This is a genomic window from Burkholderia sp. BCC1999, assembly GCF_905339975.1.
GTDB lineage: Bacteria > Pseudomonadota > Gammaproteobacteria > Burkholderiales > Burkholderiaceae > Burkholderia.
Map to the genome: position 1 here is coordinate 72,578 of NZ_CAJPHP010000026.1, position 13,079 is coordinate 85,656.

The 13,079-nt window shown below is 68.5% G+C and carries 16 protein-coding genes; 13 read left to right on the forward strand and 3 right to left on the reverse strand.

Going from position 1 to position 13,079, the window contains the following annotated elements:
- Positions 1 to 15 precede the first annotated feature (15 nt).
- From gspL to U5809_RS29535, 3 genes are read left to right on the forward strand one after another with little or no spacing between them, the layout of a single operon-like run.
- On the forward strand, positions 16 to 1,389 hold the full coding sequence (gspL, locus tag U5809_RS29525; RefSeq protein WP_322089087.1) for a type II secretion system protein GspL: 1,374 nt from the start codon (positions 16 to 18) through the stop codon (positions 1,387 to 1,389).
- Complete coding sequence (locus U5809_RS29530; protein WP_322089088.1) at positions 1,386 to 1,892, forward strand: type II secretion system protein M; 507 nt, start codon at positions 1,386 to 1,388, stop codon at positions 1,890 to 1,892. The genes gspL and U5809_RS29530 overlap by 4 nt, the downstream gene beginning before the upstream one ends.
- Positions 1,893 to 1,927: 35 nt before the next feature.
- Entirely contained in the window at positions 1,928 to 2,716 is a 789-nt protein-coding gene (locus U5809_RS29535; protein WP_322089089.1) for a type II secretion system protein N, read from the forward strand.
- 21 nt (positions 2,717 to 2,737) lie between these two features.
- On the opposite strand, the gene U5809_RS29540 is transcribed toward U5809_RS29535, so the two are convergent.
- Complete coding sequence (locus U5809_RS29540) at positions 2,738 to 4,309, reverse strand: efflux transporter outer membrane subunit (RefSeq protein ID WP_322089090.1); 1,572 nt, start codon at positions 4,307 to 4,309, stop codon at positions 2,738 to 2,740.
- Between the two features lie 269 nt (positions 4,310 to 4,578).
- Positions 4,579 to 4,863: a multidrug ABC transporter ATPase gene (locus tag U5809_RS29545; RefSeq protein WP_176049182.1), complete on the reverse strand. Its 285-nt coding sequence runs from the start codon at positions 4,861 to 4,863 to the stop codon at positions 4,579 to 4,581.
- 174 nt (positions 4,864 to 5,037) lie between these two features.
- Between U5809_RS29545 and U5809_RS29550 the strand changes: the two genes are divergently transcribed.
- The 4 genes from U5809_RS29550 to U5809_RS29565 all read left to right on the forward strand — a co-directional run bounded on the left by U5809_RS29550 (position 5,038) and on the right by U5809_RS29565 (position 8,003).
- Positions 5,038 to 5,523: a MarR family transcriptional regulator gene (locus U5809_RS29550; protein ID WP_322089091.1), complete on the forward strand. Its 486-nt coding sequence runs from the start codon at positions 5,038 to 5,040 to the stop codon at positions 5,521 to 5,523.
- Positions 5,524 to 5,700: 177 nt separating this feature from the next.
- The gene (locus U5809_RS29555) at positions 5,701 to 7,260 is read left to right on the forward strand and encodes a DHA2 family efflux MFS transporter permease subunit (protein WP_322089092.1); all 1,560 of its coding nucleotides are present in this window, start codon (positions 5,701 to 5,703) and stop codon (positions 7,258 to 7,260) included.
- Positions 7,261 to 7,371: 111 nt separating this feature from the next.
- Entirely contained in the window at positions 7,372 to 7,620 is a 249-nt protein-coding gene (locus U5809_RS29560) for a type II toxin-antitoxin system prevent-host-death family antitoxin (RefSeq protein ID WP_322089093.1), read from the forward strand.
- Entirely contained in the window at positions 7,617 to 8,003 is a 387-nt protein-coding gene (locus U5809_RS29565) for a type II toxin-antitoxin system VapC family toxin (protein WP_322089112.1), read from the forward strand. Before U5809_RS29560 ends, U5809_RS29565 begins: the two co-directional genes overlap by 4 nt.
- A 23-nt stretch (positions 8,004 to 8,026) precedes the next feature.
- Here U5809_RS29565 and U5809_RS29570 read toward each other — a convergent pair whose 3' ends face one another.
- Entirely contained in the window at positions 8,027 to 8,953 is a 927-nt protein-coding gene (locus U5809_RS29570; RefSeq protein ID WP_322089094.1) for a LysR family transcriptional regulator, read from the reverse strand.
- 140 nt (positions 8,954 to 9,093) lie between these two features.
- On the opposite strand from U5809_RS29570, the gene U5809_RS29575 reads away from it, so the two are divergent.
- From U5809_RS29575 to fliO, 6 genes are all read left to right on the forward strand, one after another.
- Positions 9,094 to 9,570: a CidA/LrgA family protein gene (locus U5809_RS29575; protein ID WP_322089095.1), complete on the forward strand. Its 477-nt coding sequence runs from the start codon at positions 9,094 to 9,096 to the stop codon at positions 9,568 to 9,570.
- Positions 9,571 to 9,583: 13 nt separating this feature from the next.
- Positions 9,584 to 10,306: an LrgB family protein gene (locus U5809_RS29580; RefSeq protein WP_176049193.1), complete on the forward strand. Its 723-nt coding sequence runs from the start codon at positions 9,584 to 9,586 to the stop codon at positions 10,304 to 10,306.
- A gap of 162 nt (positions 10,307 to 10,468) precedes the next feature.
- The gene (fliL, locus tag U5809_RS29585; RefSeq protein ID WP_176049195.1) at positions 10,469 to 11,005 is read left to right on the forward strand and encodes a flagellar basal body-associated protein FliL; all 537 of its coding nucleotides are present in this window, start codon (positions 10,469 to 10,471) and stop codon (positions 11,003 to 11,005) included.
- A 22-nt stretch (positions 11,006 to 11,027) separates the two neighbouring features.
- The gene (fliM, locus tag U5809_RS29590) at positions 11,028 to 12,026 is read left to right on the forward strand and encodes a flagellar motor switch protein FliM (RefSeq protein ID WP_176049197.1); all 999 of its coding nucleotides are present in this window, start codon (positions 11,028 to 11,030) and stop codon (positions 12,024 to 12,026) included.
- Positions 12,019 to 12,510, forward strand: a complete 492-nt coding sequence (gene fliN, locus U5809_RS29595; RefSeq protein WP_176049199.1) for a flagellar motor switch protein FliN — start codon at positions 12,019 to 12,021, stop codon at positions 12,508 to 12,510. Before fliM ends, fliN begins: the two co-directional genes overlap by 8 nt.
- Positions 12,507 to 13,079 carry a flagellar biosynthetic protein FliO gene (fliO, locus tag U5809_RS29600; protein WP_322089096.1) on the forward strand — a complete coding sequence of 191 codons (573 nt, stop codon included), beginning with the start codon at positions 12,507 to 12,509 and terminating at the stop codon, positions 13,077 to 13,079. The genes fliN and fliO overlap by 4 nt, the downstream gene beginning before the upstream one ends.

Consider the following 13,079-nt stretch of genomic DNA (forward strand, 5'->3'; position numbering starts at 1 on the left):
GGGAGAGGAGCTCTTGTGAGCACGTTGATTGTTTCTTTGCCGCCGCGCGAGCCTGCCGTGCCGTTGCAGGAATGGCAGTGGCCCGAGCTGCCGTTCACGCTCGTCGACAAGGCCGGCCAGGTGCAGCGCGCCGGCCGCGCCGCGCTCGCGCTGCTGCCGCGCGCGAACGCGACGGTCCTGATCGTCGCCGCGCGCGACGTGCTGCTGCTGGCCGCGACCGTCCCGCCGCTGAAAGGGCCGAAGCTGCGCCAGGCGCTGCCGAACATCGTCGAGGATCAGCTGATCCAGGATCCGCTCGGCTGCCACATCGCGCTCGATCCGGCCGCGTTGCCCGACGGGCGCCGCGTGCTGGCCGTCGTCGATCGCGCGTGGTTCCGCACGATCTGCGAAGCATTCACGGCGGCCGGCCACCGGCACCTGAGCGCGGTGCCCGCAACGCGCTGCCTGCCGGCGCCGCGCGCGCCGGCGGCAACGGCATCGGTTGCGCCGACCGACGGCGAGCACGCCGACGCTGCCGCGCTCGCCACGGATGCCGCCGAGCCGGCCGCCCGTCCGGCGACGGTCGCCGCGGTGCTCGGACTCGCGACGTCGGTCGAACCGGTGCTCGTCGAGGCTGGCGCGCAGCCGGCCGTGGCCGGTGCGCCGCGCCTGGAACTCGCAGTGGCGCGCGGCGCACTCGGCGAAGGCTTCGCGGCGCCCGCGGCGCGCGCGGCCGGCACGCTGACCGCGCTCGCACGCGGCGGCGACGTCGAACTGTATGAACTCGGCGAACCGGGCGCGGAACCGCGGCTCGCGTCGGTCGGCCGATCTGACGCGGCGTTGTTGCCGGGCGCCGCCCCGCTGCCGTTCGACACGTTTGCACGCCGTGCGCTCGCCGAGAAGTTCGATCTGTGCCAGTTCGAATTCGAGTCGCAGCCGTGGCGCTTCGACCGCGCGACGGTGAAGCGCCTGCGCGTGCCGCTCGCGCTCGTCGCGGCGACGCTCGGTGTCGCGGTGATCGGCATGAACCTGCACTGGTGGAAGCTGTCGCGCGAGCGCGATGCGCTGTCCGCGCAGATCACCGAGACGTTGCTGTCCGCCTTCCCGAAGACGACGACGGTGCTCGATCCGCCCGCGCAGATGCAGCGCCAGCTCGACCAGCTTCGGCTCGCGGCCGGCGAGCTGTCGCCGAACGATTTCCTGTCGCTGTCGAGCGGGCTGTCGCGTTCGATGGGCGCGCTGCCGCTGAACGGCATCGCGTCGCTCGACTATCACGACCGGCGGCTCGACGTCGGCTTCAAGCCGGAGGTCAAGGTCGATCCCGATTTCACGCAGCGCCTCGCGCGTAACGGCCTGTCCGGCGAAGTCGACAGCAACACGGGCAAATGGACGATCCGGAGCCGCTCATGAAAACCGAACAACTGAACCAGACGCTGGCCCAGTTCTGGGGTGAGCGTTCGCCGCGCGAGAAGACGATGCTCGGCTGGGGCGGCGCCGTGCTGGCCGTCGCGATTGCGTATTCGGTGCTGTGGTCGCCCGCGCAGGAAGGCCGCGCCCGGATCCAGCGCGCGCTGCCGGCGATGCGTCAGGAGCTCGCGCAGATGACCGCACAGGCAAACGAGGCGAAGTCGCTGGCGGCCGCCGCGCAGGGCGTCGCGCCGACCGGCCTCGCGCTGAAGGACGCGCTGACCGCGTCGTTGTCCGATCACGGGCTGCAGGGTGCGCAGGTGCAGATCGTCGGCAACGGCGTGCAGGTGCAGATGAAGAACGTGTCGTTCCCGGCGTGGACGCAGTGGCTCGACGATGCGCGCCGGCAGTTCAAGGTGCAGGTCGGCGAGGCGCACGCGACCGCGCTGAAGGACGACGGCCAGGTCGACCTGACGGCCGTGATGCAACCTTCCGTACAGAAATAAATGACGCAGTGGATGATGCAAGCGGCGGTCGGCCGATGAGGCCGGGGATGAAGCGGCTCACCGCCATATTGCCGTGGGTACTGGCGGGCGGATTGGCGACGGCGGTGACACTCGTCGCGCTCGCGCCGGCCGCGTGGATCGCGCCGCAGTTCGCGCGCGCGACCGGCGGACACGTGAATCTCGTCGACCCGGACGGGTCGCTGTGGCACGGCTCGGGCACGCTGATGCTCGCGCCGGGTGCCGACCAGAGCGCGGCGACGCTGCTGCCGGGCCGGGTCGAATGGACCACGCGCTTCTGGCCGCTGCTGACCGGGCGCGTGCAGATGCGCATGCGGCAGACCGAGGCGATGCCCGATGCCGTGACGCTCGATGCGACGTGGCGCGGCGCGGTGCTGTCGGCTGGCACGATGGCCGTGCCCGCGTCGCTGCTCGCCGGGCTTGGCACGCCGTTCAACACGCTCGACCTGCAGGGCGACGTGCGGGTTGGCTGGAGCGACTGGCGCCTGTTCGGCAACAACGCGTTCGGCCAGCTGACGGTGACCATCGATTCGATGAGTTCGCGCGTGTCGCGCGTGAAGCCGCTCGGTTCGTACCGCGCGGTGCTGCAGGCGAAGGGCGCGGGCGCCGATCTCGACGTGTCGACGACGCAGGGCCCGCTGTTCCTCGACGGGCACGGCAACTTCGGTCCCGGCCAGGGATCGTTCCGCGGCACCGCGCATGCGGCGCCCGAGCAGCAGGCGAACCTCGCCGGGCTGCTGAACCTGCTCGGCCACCCGATCGGGAACAACGAGGTATCGCTGATCTTCGGCGACGCGCAGCGCTGATGCGCGCGTCGCACGCTTCCCTTACTTCTGCGCGAGCGGTGTCGCGGCCGACGGTGCGGTGGCTGCGGGCACGGCCGCACCGGACGCCGGCACGGGTGCCGGCGCCGCCATGCCGCCGTTCTCGCGCGCGATGTCCGACACATCCCAGCCGCCGCCGAGCGCCTTCACGAGCCCGACCGACGACACCATCCGCTGGCCGGCGATCGTCGCGAGCTTCTGCTGTGCGGTGAACGCGGTGGTCTGCGCGGTCAGCACGTTCAGGTACGCGACCGTGCCGGCCTTGTACTGGTTCGTGACGATCGCGAGCGAGTGTTCGGCGCTGTCGACGGCCTGCCGCTGCACGTCGATTTCCTGCGCGAGGATGCGTTGCGACGCGAGGTTGTCCTCGACGTCCTGGAATGCGGTGAGCACCGCGAGACGATACGCGGCGACGTCCTGGTCGTAGGTTGCGCGCGCGGCGTCGGTCTGCGCGGCGCGCAGCCCCGCATCAAACAGCGTGGCCGCGAGCTGCGGGCCGACCGTCCAGAAACGCGCCGGCAGCGTGAACAGTTGCGACCATACCGAGCTCTGGAAGCCGCCGGTGGCCGACAGCGTCAGTGTGGGAAAGAACGCGGCGATCGCGACGCCGATCTGCTCGTTCGCGGCCGCCGCACGCCGCTCGGCCGCCGCGATGTCGGGCCGGCGTTCGAGGATCGCGGACGGCACGTCGACCGGCGTGATCGGCGGCTCGGCCGCGAGCGGGTTCGGCGGCAGCGAGAAGGTCGACGCCGGTTCGCCGATCAGCGTCGCGATCGCGTGCTCGTACTGCGCGCGCGCGACGCCGTTATCGATCTGCGCGGCCTGCGCGCTCTGCAGCTGCGTCTGCGCCTGGATCACGTCCGCGCGGGCGGCAACGCCCTGCGCGTACTGGTTCTGCGTGAGCTTCAGCGACTGTTCGTACGACTTCACGGTGTCGTCGAGCAGCTTTTGCAGCGCATCGGACGTGCGCAGCTGGAAATAGGTCTGCGCGAGCAGCGCCTGCTGCGACAGCCGCGCATTCGCGAGATCGGCCGCCGCCGCCGCTTCGCCGGCGCGCTGCGCGCTGACGGTGCGGCTCACCTTGCCCCACAGGTCGGGTTCCCAGCTTGCATCGAGGCCGACGCTGTAGCTGTTGTTGATCGACCCGGACGACCCGCTGCCGAAACTCGACGACGAGCCCGACGACACCGAGGTGCGTGGCGTGCGGGCACGCGAGCCCGACGCGGTCAGCCCGACGGTCGGGAAATACGCGGCGCGCGCCTCGGTGACGAGCGCGCGTGCCTGCCGGTAGGCGGCCGCCGATTGCGCGATGGTCTGGTTCGATGCGTTGAGCTTGCCGATCAGCGCATCGAGCTGCGGATCGTTGTAGACCGTCCACCATGCGCCGCGGTCGGTGCGGTCGGCCGGTTGCGCGACTTTCCAGCCGGCCGGCGCTTCCTTGAAGGCTGCGGGGATCGACGTGTCGGGCCGGTGATAGTCGGGCCCGACGGCACAGCCGGCGAGCAGCACGGCCGTCGCAACGGCGACGGCGGCGCTCAGCGGGCGAAGGGCGCGCGGGAGGGAGGCGTACGGCATTGTGGTTTTCCTGTCTGGGCGTGACGGCCGGCGAGCGGCGTCGCGCGATGCGGTCGTCATGCCGCTGGCGGACAAATGGTAACTGACGGCGGGGAAGCTGCGCAGCCCTAAGGGTACGGTGCGCGAAGGGCGGAATGTGTTACCGGCGCGGATGGCCGGTTTACCGGCCATTACGGATCGCTTGCGGGAACGCAGGCGTGCGGCGCCGGCCACGCATGGCGCGGCGGGCGCCCGGTCGGATCAGGCGGGAAAGCGGGGGCGGTGCGGTGTCAGTGGCAGCGCACCGGCACCGGGATGGGCTCGGCGGCGGACCGCCATGTCGACGGCTCCGTGGCGGCCGGCTGGCTCGTGCGGCGTGCGCCGCCCTTCGCGTTGCGTTGCCGGCGATGATCGAACCAGGCGAACCCGAGCGCCGCGAGCGAGCCGCCCGGCACGACCAGCATCGTCACGTACAGCGCGATCTTCCAGCCGCGGTGCGGCCCGGAAAACACATGATGAGCGGTATCGGTCAGGTTGCGGCGCAGCGCGCCGGCGGCATTTTTCAGGGACAGCATCGCGAACATCCTCGGGTGCCCGGCAGCGCGGGCGAATCGGTCAGAACATCGTCTCCGGCAGTGCAACATGCACGTCGTAACTGGTTGCCTCAAATAATATTGACTAAGCAATCATTTTTCAAGATACTGGGCGCGTTTTAACCTGAAACGCACTATTGCTGCGCGCGCAATCGTATGACCGGCGGCCTTTACGATCCCGAGAACATCGCGCTGGAAACGAGCCTCGGCTATTACCTGTCGAAGGCGAAGCAGGCGCTCGTCGAGCGGATGGACCGTGCGCTCGAACCGCTCGATCTCACCGCGCAGCAGATCGGCGTGATCCTGCTGCTGTCGCGCGGCTATGCGCGTACGCCGTTCGAGCTGTCGCGCAAGATGTCGTACGACAGCGGTTCGATGACGCGGATGCTCGACCGGCTCGAACGCAAGGGGCTGATCGCGCGTTCGCGCAGCGAGCAGGATCGCCGGATGATCGAGCTGGCGCTGACCGAACGCGGCGCCGAAGCCGCCCGCGCGCTGCCGTCGCTGGTCGCGACCGCGCTCAACGCGCAGCTCGACGGCTTCTCGGCCGACGAACTCGCGACGCTCACCGGCCTGCTGCAACGCTTCATCGCCAACGGGCCCGGGTCGACCGGCTGCCCGAAGCCCGACGAAGACGCCTGATGCGCGCAGAGGCCCCATGTCTAGGTTAAGCATTCGCTTATTTATCTGTCTGGGCAGAAGATGACAGGACACGCGCTCCGCTTTTTCCCTTTTTCGTTCCATCCGGCCGGGCTGCGCTGCGTCGCACGCCCGTCCGTCGTGCCGGCGCGTCGTGCGCGCCGCGTCTAGGAGATTCCGATGTCCGCCACCACGGCATCCGCCGCCTCCCCCGCCGCACCCGCGCCGCTGTCCGGCGGGACGCTCGCGCTGCTCACCATCGGGCTCGCGCTCGGCACCTTCATGGAAGTGCTGGACACGTCGATCGCGAACGTCGCGGTGCCGACCATTTCGGGCAGCCTCGGCGTCGCGACCAGCGAAGGCACGTGGGTGATCTCGTCGTATTCGGTCGCGTCCGCGATCGCGGTGCCGCTCACCGGCTGGCTCGCGCGGCGGGTCGGCGAGGTGCGGTTGTTCACGCTGTCGGTGCTTGCGTTCACGATCGCGTCGGCGCTGTGCGGCTTCGCGACCAATTTCGAGACGCTGATCGCGTTCCGGCTGCTGCAGGGCCTCGTGTCGGGGCCGATGGTGCCGCTGTCGCAGACGATCCTGATGCGCAGCTATCCGCCCGCGAAGCGCGGGCTCGCGCTCGGGCTATGGGCGATGACGGTGATCGTCGCGCCGATCTTCGGCCCGTTGCTGGGCGGCTGGATCAGCGACAACTACACGTGGCCGTGGATCTTCTATATCAATTTGCCGATCGGCATCTTCTCGGCGGCCTGCGCGTATTTCCTGCTGCGCGGGCGCGAGACGAAGACATCGAAGCAGCGGATCGACGCGATCGGCCTCGCGCTGCTCGTGATCGGCGTGTCGTGCCTGCAGATGATGCTCGACCTCGGCAAGGACCGCGACTGGTTCAACTCGTCGTTCATCGTCGCGCTCGCGCTGATCGCGGTCGTCTCGCTCGCGTTCATGCTCGTGTGGGAGGCGACCGAGAAGGAGCCCGTGGTCGACCTGTCGCTGTTCAAGGATCGCAACTTCGCGCTCGGCGCGATGATCATCTCGTTCGGCTTCATGGCGTTCTTCGGCTCGGTCGTGATCTTCCCGCTGTGGCTGCAGACGGTGATGGGCTACACGGCGGGCAAGGCCGGCCTCGCGACCGCGCCGGTCGGGCTGCTCGCGCTCGTGCTGTCGCCGCTGATCGGCCGCAACATGCACCGGCTCGACCTGCGGATGGTCGCGAGCTTCGCGTTCATCGTGTTCGCGGGCGTGTCGATCTGGAACTCGACGTTTACGCTCGATGTGCCGTTCAACCACGTGATCCTGCCGCGGCTCGTGCAGGGGATCGGCGTTGCGTGCTTCTTCGTGCCGATGACGACGATCACGCTGTCGAGCATCTCCGACGAGCGGCTTGCGAGCGCATCGGGGCTGTCGAACTTCCTGCGCACGCTGTCCGGCGCGATCGGCACCGCGGCCAGCTCGACGTTCTGGGAGAACGACGCGATCTACCACCACGCGCGGCTGTCGGAATCGGTGAGCGTGTATGCGCAGAGCACGACCGACTACCAGGGCGCGCTGTCGCAGCTCGGCATCGTCGGCCAGACGGCCAACGCGCAACTCAACCAGCTCGTCACGCAGCAGGGCTTCATGATGGCGACCAACGATTTCTTCCTGCTGTCGGCGTTCATGTTCGGCGCGCTCGCGGTGCTCGTGTGGATCACGAAGCCGAAGAAGGGGGCGGGGCCCGCGATGGGGCATTGAAATCGGCAGGACGGTGGGCTGGCACTCTCGGCGGAGGGGCTGGCCTTGCTGGCTTTCCTTGATTGAACTATGCCAACAAGATATTTGAACTTGGTTCAATTGGAGGGTGCAATGCATACCTACGACATGCAGGATGCGAAGACGAACTTGTCGCGTTTGATTGACGAAGCCGTTCATGCCGGCGAACCGTTCGTGATCGCGAAAGCGGGCAAGCCGCTCGTCAAGGTGGTTCCGATCGATACGCCGGATCCCGTCCGGCCGAGCAGGATCGGCTTCATGAAGGGGCAGATCCGCGTTCCGGGCGATTTCGACACGATGGGGCGCGACGAAATCGGCACGCTGTTCGAAGGCGACGCATAAAGTCGCTGCTCGACACACTCCTGTTTCTTTGGGCGACAGCCGGCGCGGTCGAGCTGCCCGCTCGCGCCAGTGCGCTCATCGAGGATCCCGCCTGCACCCCGCTTTTCAGCGTTGCGAGCCTCTGGGAGATCGTCATCAAGCGTGGACTGGATCGCGACGATTTCCAGGTGGACCCAAACGTGCTCCGCCGCAATCTCCTCGATGTCGGCTATGTGGAACTGCCGATCACGAGCGCACACGCACTTGCGGTCGAACAACTGCCGTCGATCCACCGCGATCCGTTTGACCGTCTCCTGGTCGCCCAGGCGATCTCGGAAGGTATTACGCTGCTCACGCACGACCATACCGTCGCCCGCTATCCGGGGCCGATCAAGCACGTCTGATAGTGCCGGGCATCGCCCGGCCGTCACTCCCTCGCCCGCAACCCGCCGAACGCCAGATCGTCGCCGGGCGCGATGGGCAGCGTCGCCCGCGCGACGTCGAGCCACGCGCGCGCCGCGTGCGACAGGTAGCCCTTCTTCAGCCAGCCGAGCGCGATCGCCCACGTGATCTCCGGCTCGACGATCGGCCGGCACGTGAACTGGCCGGCATCGAGCCGCCGGCAGTACGGTTCGGGCAGCAGCGCGATGCCGACGCCCGCATGCACGAGCGCGGCCATGAAATCCCAGTGGCCGCTGCGGCTCACGATCGACGGCGTGAAGCCGACCTGCCGGCACGCATCGAGCACCGCGTCGTGCAGTGCAAGGCTTTCCGCATAGAACACGAACGATTCGCGCGCGAGATCGCCGAGCGGCACGGCCGCGTGGTCCTCCCAGCGCGACTCGCGCGGCGCGACGAGCCACAGCGGCGCGCGCACCATCGGCAGCCGCTCGAAGGTGCCGGGATCCACCGGCTCCAGCAGCCCGCCGAGTTCCAGTTCACCCGACATCAGCGCGGCCTCGATCATCCGCGCACCCTGCTCGAACAGCTTCAGCTCGATGTTCGGGTAGCGCTGCTTGTACGCGGCGATGATCGGCGTGAACAGCGAGCCGCCGAGCGGCGGGATGCCGATCGTCAGCTCGCCGCGGCCGAGCGTGCCGAGATCGTTCAGCTCCGACTGCAGCTGCGCCTGCGCGGCGAGCACGTCCTGGCCGCGCTGAAATACGATCCGCCCCGCATCGGTCAGCACCATCTGCCGGCCGTCACGCAGCAGCAGCGGCGAACCGATCTCGTCCTCGAGCGCCTTCACCATCTTGCTGATGGTCGGCTGCGTCACGAACAGCTTGTCGGCGGCCGCCGTGAAGCTCTGCTGGCGAACCACCTCGACGAAGTACCGCAGCGCGCGCAATTCCATCGACATCTCCCCAAATTGGTGCGGCAATCAAAAGGTGAATTCCGAATTGGAATGACAAGGATAGAGACAAGTCATTTTATTTATGGTTAGGGGAAACCCTATACTCACTCCATCAACGCAATATCTGTATGGAGCCCGCCATGACCAAGCCGACCACCGCTGCCGCCGCCCGCCCTGCCGCCTCGGGCAGCCTCGCGCATACGGGCCGGATCGTGCTGCAGGCCGCCGCGCTCGGCGCGCTGTGGATGGCCGTCGACTGGGCCGTGCGCAAGGTCGGGCTGCCGATTCCGTCCGGCGTGATCGGCCTCGCGGTGCTCCTCGTGCTGCTGTTCTCGGGCCGCGTCGCGCCCGCGTGGGTGAAAGACGGCGCGAACTGGCTGCTGTCCGACATGCTGCTGTTCTTCGTGCCGGCCGCCGTTGCGGCCGTGCAGTACGGCGGGCTGTTCCGCGAGGACGGCTGGCGTATCGCGCTGGTGATGCTCGCGGGCACCGCGTTCGTGATGGTCGCGGTAGCCGTCGCGGTCGATCTCGCCGCGAAGCTCGAACGCCGGCTCGCCGCGCAGCGCGTGTTCGCCGAGCGTCGCCGCACGCGCCTGAGCGCCGTGTCCGCGCACTGAGCCGGAGCCGCCCATGCTTGCCGCGCTATCGAACCTGCCCGCCGACCGCGTGAACACCGCGATCTCCCTCGGCTGCTTCGTGCTGACGGTCGTGCTGTATTTCGCGTCGAAGCGCCTCTACGCCTACAAGAAGACGCTGCTGTTCTCGCCGCTCGTGTTCGTGCCGGGCGTGCTGGTGCTGCTCGTGCTGCTGACCGGCATCCCGTATTCGGTCTACTTCCGCGACACGCGCTGGCTGATGTGGCTGCTCGGCCCGGCGACGATTGCGTTCGCGGTGCCGATCTATGAATATCGCGACCTGATTCGCCGCCACTGGCTGTCGCTGTCGGTAGGCGTCGCGGTCGGGATCGGCGCGGGCGTGTGCGGTTCGCTGCTGCTCGCGAAGCTGCTGCACCTGTCGCCCGAGCTGCAGCGCTCGCTGATGACGCGCTCGGTGTCGACGCCGTTCGCGCTCGCCGTGTCGGACAAGATCCACGCACCGAAGGACCTCACGGCGCTGTTCGTGATCGCGACCGGCATCTGCGGGATGCTGCTCGGCGAGCTCGTGCTTGCCCTCGTGCCGATGCGCACGCGGCTCGCGCGCGGCGCGCTGTTCGGCGCGGCCGCCCATGGCGTGGGCACCGCGAAGGCGCGCGAGATCGGCAGCGAGGAAGGCGTCGTGTCGAGCCTGACGATGATGATCGCGGGCGTCGCGATGGTGCTGATCGCGCCGCTGCTGACGCTGCTGCCGATCTGACACCCCCGCGCCGGGCGGCCAACACCCGCCCGGCATGCCGCACCGCCGCGTCCTGCCGGCCCCGCTACCCTGCATCCGGCCGACATCCGGCCGACAATCGGCTGAGATAGCCGCAAATCCCCCCTCTTTTCCGCCCATCGGGCTCGGCCCGGATGCCGAACAATGCATGCTACGAGACATCACGCACGCATTCACATGGCCTCCACGACCGCAAACCCGACCGCCGACAAGCCGGCTTCGTCCGGCAAGTTCAAGCGCATCGCACTCATCGCCATCGTCGCGCTGGGTGCGGCCGCCGCCGCAGCCGGCGGCATGTACGTGTTCCTGAGCAAGGCAGGCGTGGGCCATGCGAGCGCGCCCGCCGAGCCGCCGCCGCTGGCCGCGCCGGTGTTCTTCCCGCTCGACCCGCTCACGGTGAACCTGCAGTCGGACGACGGCGCGCAGCACTACCTGCGTGTCGGCCTGTCGCTGAAGCTCACCGACCCGAAGGCACAGGAGCAACTGACCGCGCGGATGCCGGAGATCCGCAGCCGGATCCTGCTCGCGTTGTCGAACAAGCATCCCGAGGAACTCGCGACGCCGGACGGCAAACGTTCGCTCGCGAAGGAACTGCGGGACCTGATCGAGCAGCCGACCCAGCCGGGCAACCAGCGCGCGAAGGTCGACGACGTGCTGTTCACCGAGTTCGTCGTCCAGTAACGCGGCCGAGAAAGGAGCGCGTATGGGTCACCAGGAGTTCATGTCCCAGGAGGAGGTCGATGCCCTCCTCAAGGGCGTCACGGGCGAAACCGATGCAGTCGACGAGCAGCGCGACACATCGGGCGTCCGCCCCTACAACATCGCGACGCAGGAGCGGATCGTCCGCGGCCGGATGCCCGGCCTCGAGATCATCAACGACCGCTTCGCGCGCCTCTTGCGGATCGGCATCTTCAACTTCATGCGGCGTACGGCGGAAATTTCCGTCAGCCAGGTGAAGGTGCAGAAGTACAGCGAGTTCACCCGCAACCTGCCGATCCCGACGAACCTGAACCTGGTGCACGTGAAGCCGCTGCGCGGCACGTCGCTTTTCGTGTTCGACCCGAATCTCGTGTTCTTCGTCGTCGACAACCTGTTCGGCGGCGACGGGCGCTTTCACACGCGCGTCGAGGGCCGCGATTTCACGGCCACCGAGCAGCGGATCATCGGCAAGCTGCTGAACCTCGTGTTCGAGCACTACACGGCCGCATGGAAGAGCGTGCGGCCGCTGCAGTTCGAATTCGTGCGCTCGGAGATGCACACGCAGTTCGCGAACGTCGCGACGCCGAACGAGATCGTGATCGTCACGCAGTTCTCGATCGAGTTCGGGCCGACGGGCGGCACGCTGCACATCTGCATGCCGTACTCGATGATCGAGCCGATCCGCGACGTGCTCAGTTCGCCGATCCAGGGCGAGGCGCTCGAAGTCGACCGCCGCTGGGTGCGCGTGCTGTCGCAGCAGGTGCAGGCCGCCGAGGTCGAGCTGAGCGCGAATCTCGCCGAGATCTCGTCGACCTTCGAGAAGATCCTGAACCTGCGCGCGGGCGACGTGCTGCCGCTGGAGATCGAGGACACGATCACCGCGAAGGTCGACGGCGTGCCGGTGATGGAATGCGGCTACGGAATTTTCAATGGTCAATATGCGTTGCGCGTGCAGAAGATGATCAGCGCGGGCGATGCGATGAAGGAAGGTGGATATGAGTGAGCTGAACCAGACGCCCGACGACGACATCCAGGCGATGGCCGACGCGGCCCTCGCGGCTTCGGCTGCCGACGCGCAGGCCGCACCGGCCGCGGCGGAAGAAGATCCTGGCATGGACGACTGGGCGGCCGCGCTTGCCGAGCAGAACCAGCAGCCGGTACAGGCGGGCGCGACGGGCGCCGGCGTGTTCCAGCCGCTGTCGAAGGCCGCGGCAAGCTCGACGCACAACGACATCGAGATGATCCTCGACATCCCGGTCAAGATGACCGTGGAGCTCGGCCGCACGAAGATCGCGATCCGCAACCTGCTGCAGCTCGCGCAGGGTTCGGTCGTCGAGCTCGACGGCCTCGCCGGCGAGCCGATGGACGTGCTCGTGAACGGCTGCCTGATCGCGCAGGGCGAGGTCGTGGTCGTCAACGACAAGTTCGGCATCCGACTGACCGACATCATCACGCCGGCCGAACGGATCCGGAAGCTGAACCGATGAAAGTCGTGCAGCCCGGCCGCCGTACGTACCGCGCGATCGCCGCGACGGCGCTGGCCGTCGTCGCATCGCTCGCATGCGTGCCGGCCGGCGCCGCCGACATGAACGCGGTGAACAACGCCGGAGCGATCGCGTCGAGCGTGATGGTCGGCTCGGCCGCACCGTCGCTCGGCATCGGCGCGGTGCTGCAAACGCTCGTCGGGCTCGCGGTCGTGATCGGTCTCGTATTCGCGTGCGCGTGGCTCGCGCGCCGCTTCGGCTTCCAGCCCGCGCGGCGCGGCGGCCCGCTGAAGGTCGTGTCGAGCGTCGCGGTCGGCACGAAGGAAAGCGCGACGATCGTCGAGATCGGCGACACCTGGCTCGTGCTCGGCGTCGCGCCGGGCAACGTGCGCCTGCTGCATACGCTGCCGGCCGGCTCGGCGGCGGCCCCTGCAACGGCAACGGCCTCGGCCGACGCGGCCGCCGGCGGCACCCCGTCCGACGGCAGCCTGCCCGGCACGTTCGGCTCGCGGTTTCGCGACGCGCTCGCGGGCGAAGCCGCGAAGCGCCTCGGTCGCGGCAAGGACCGCTGA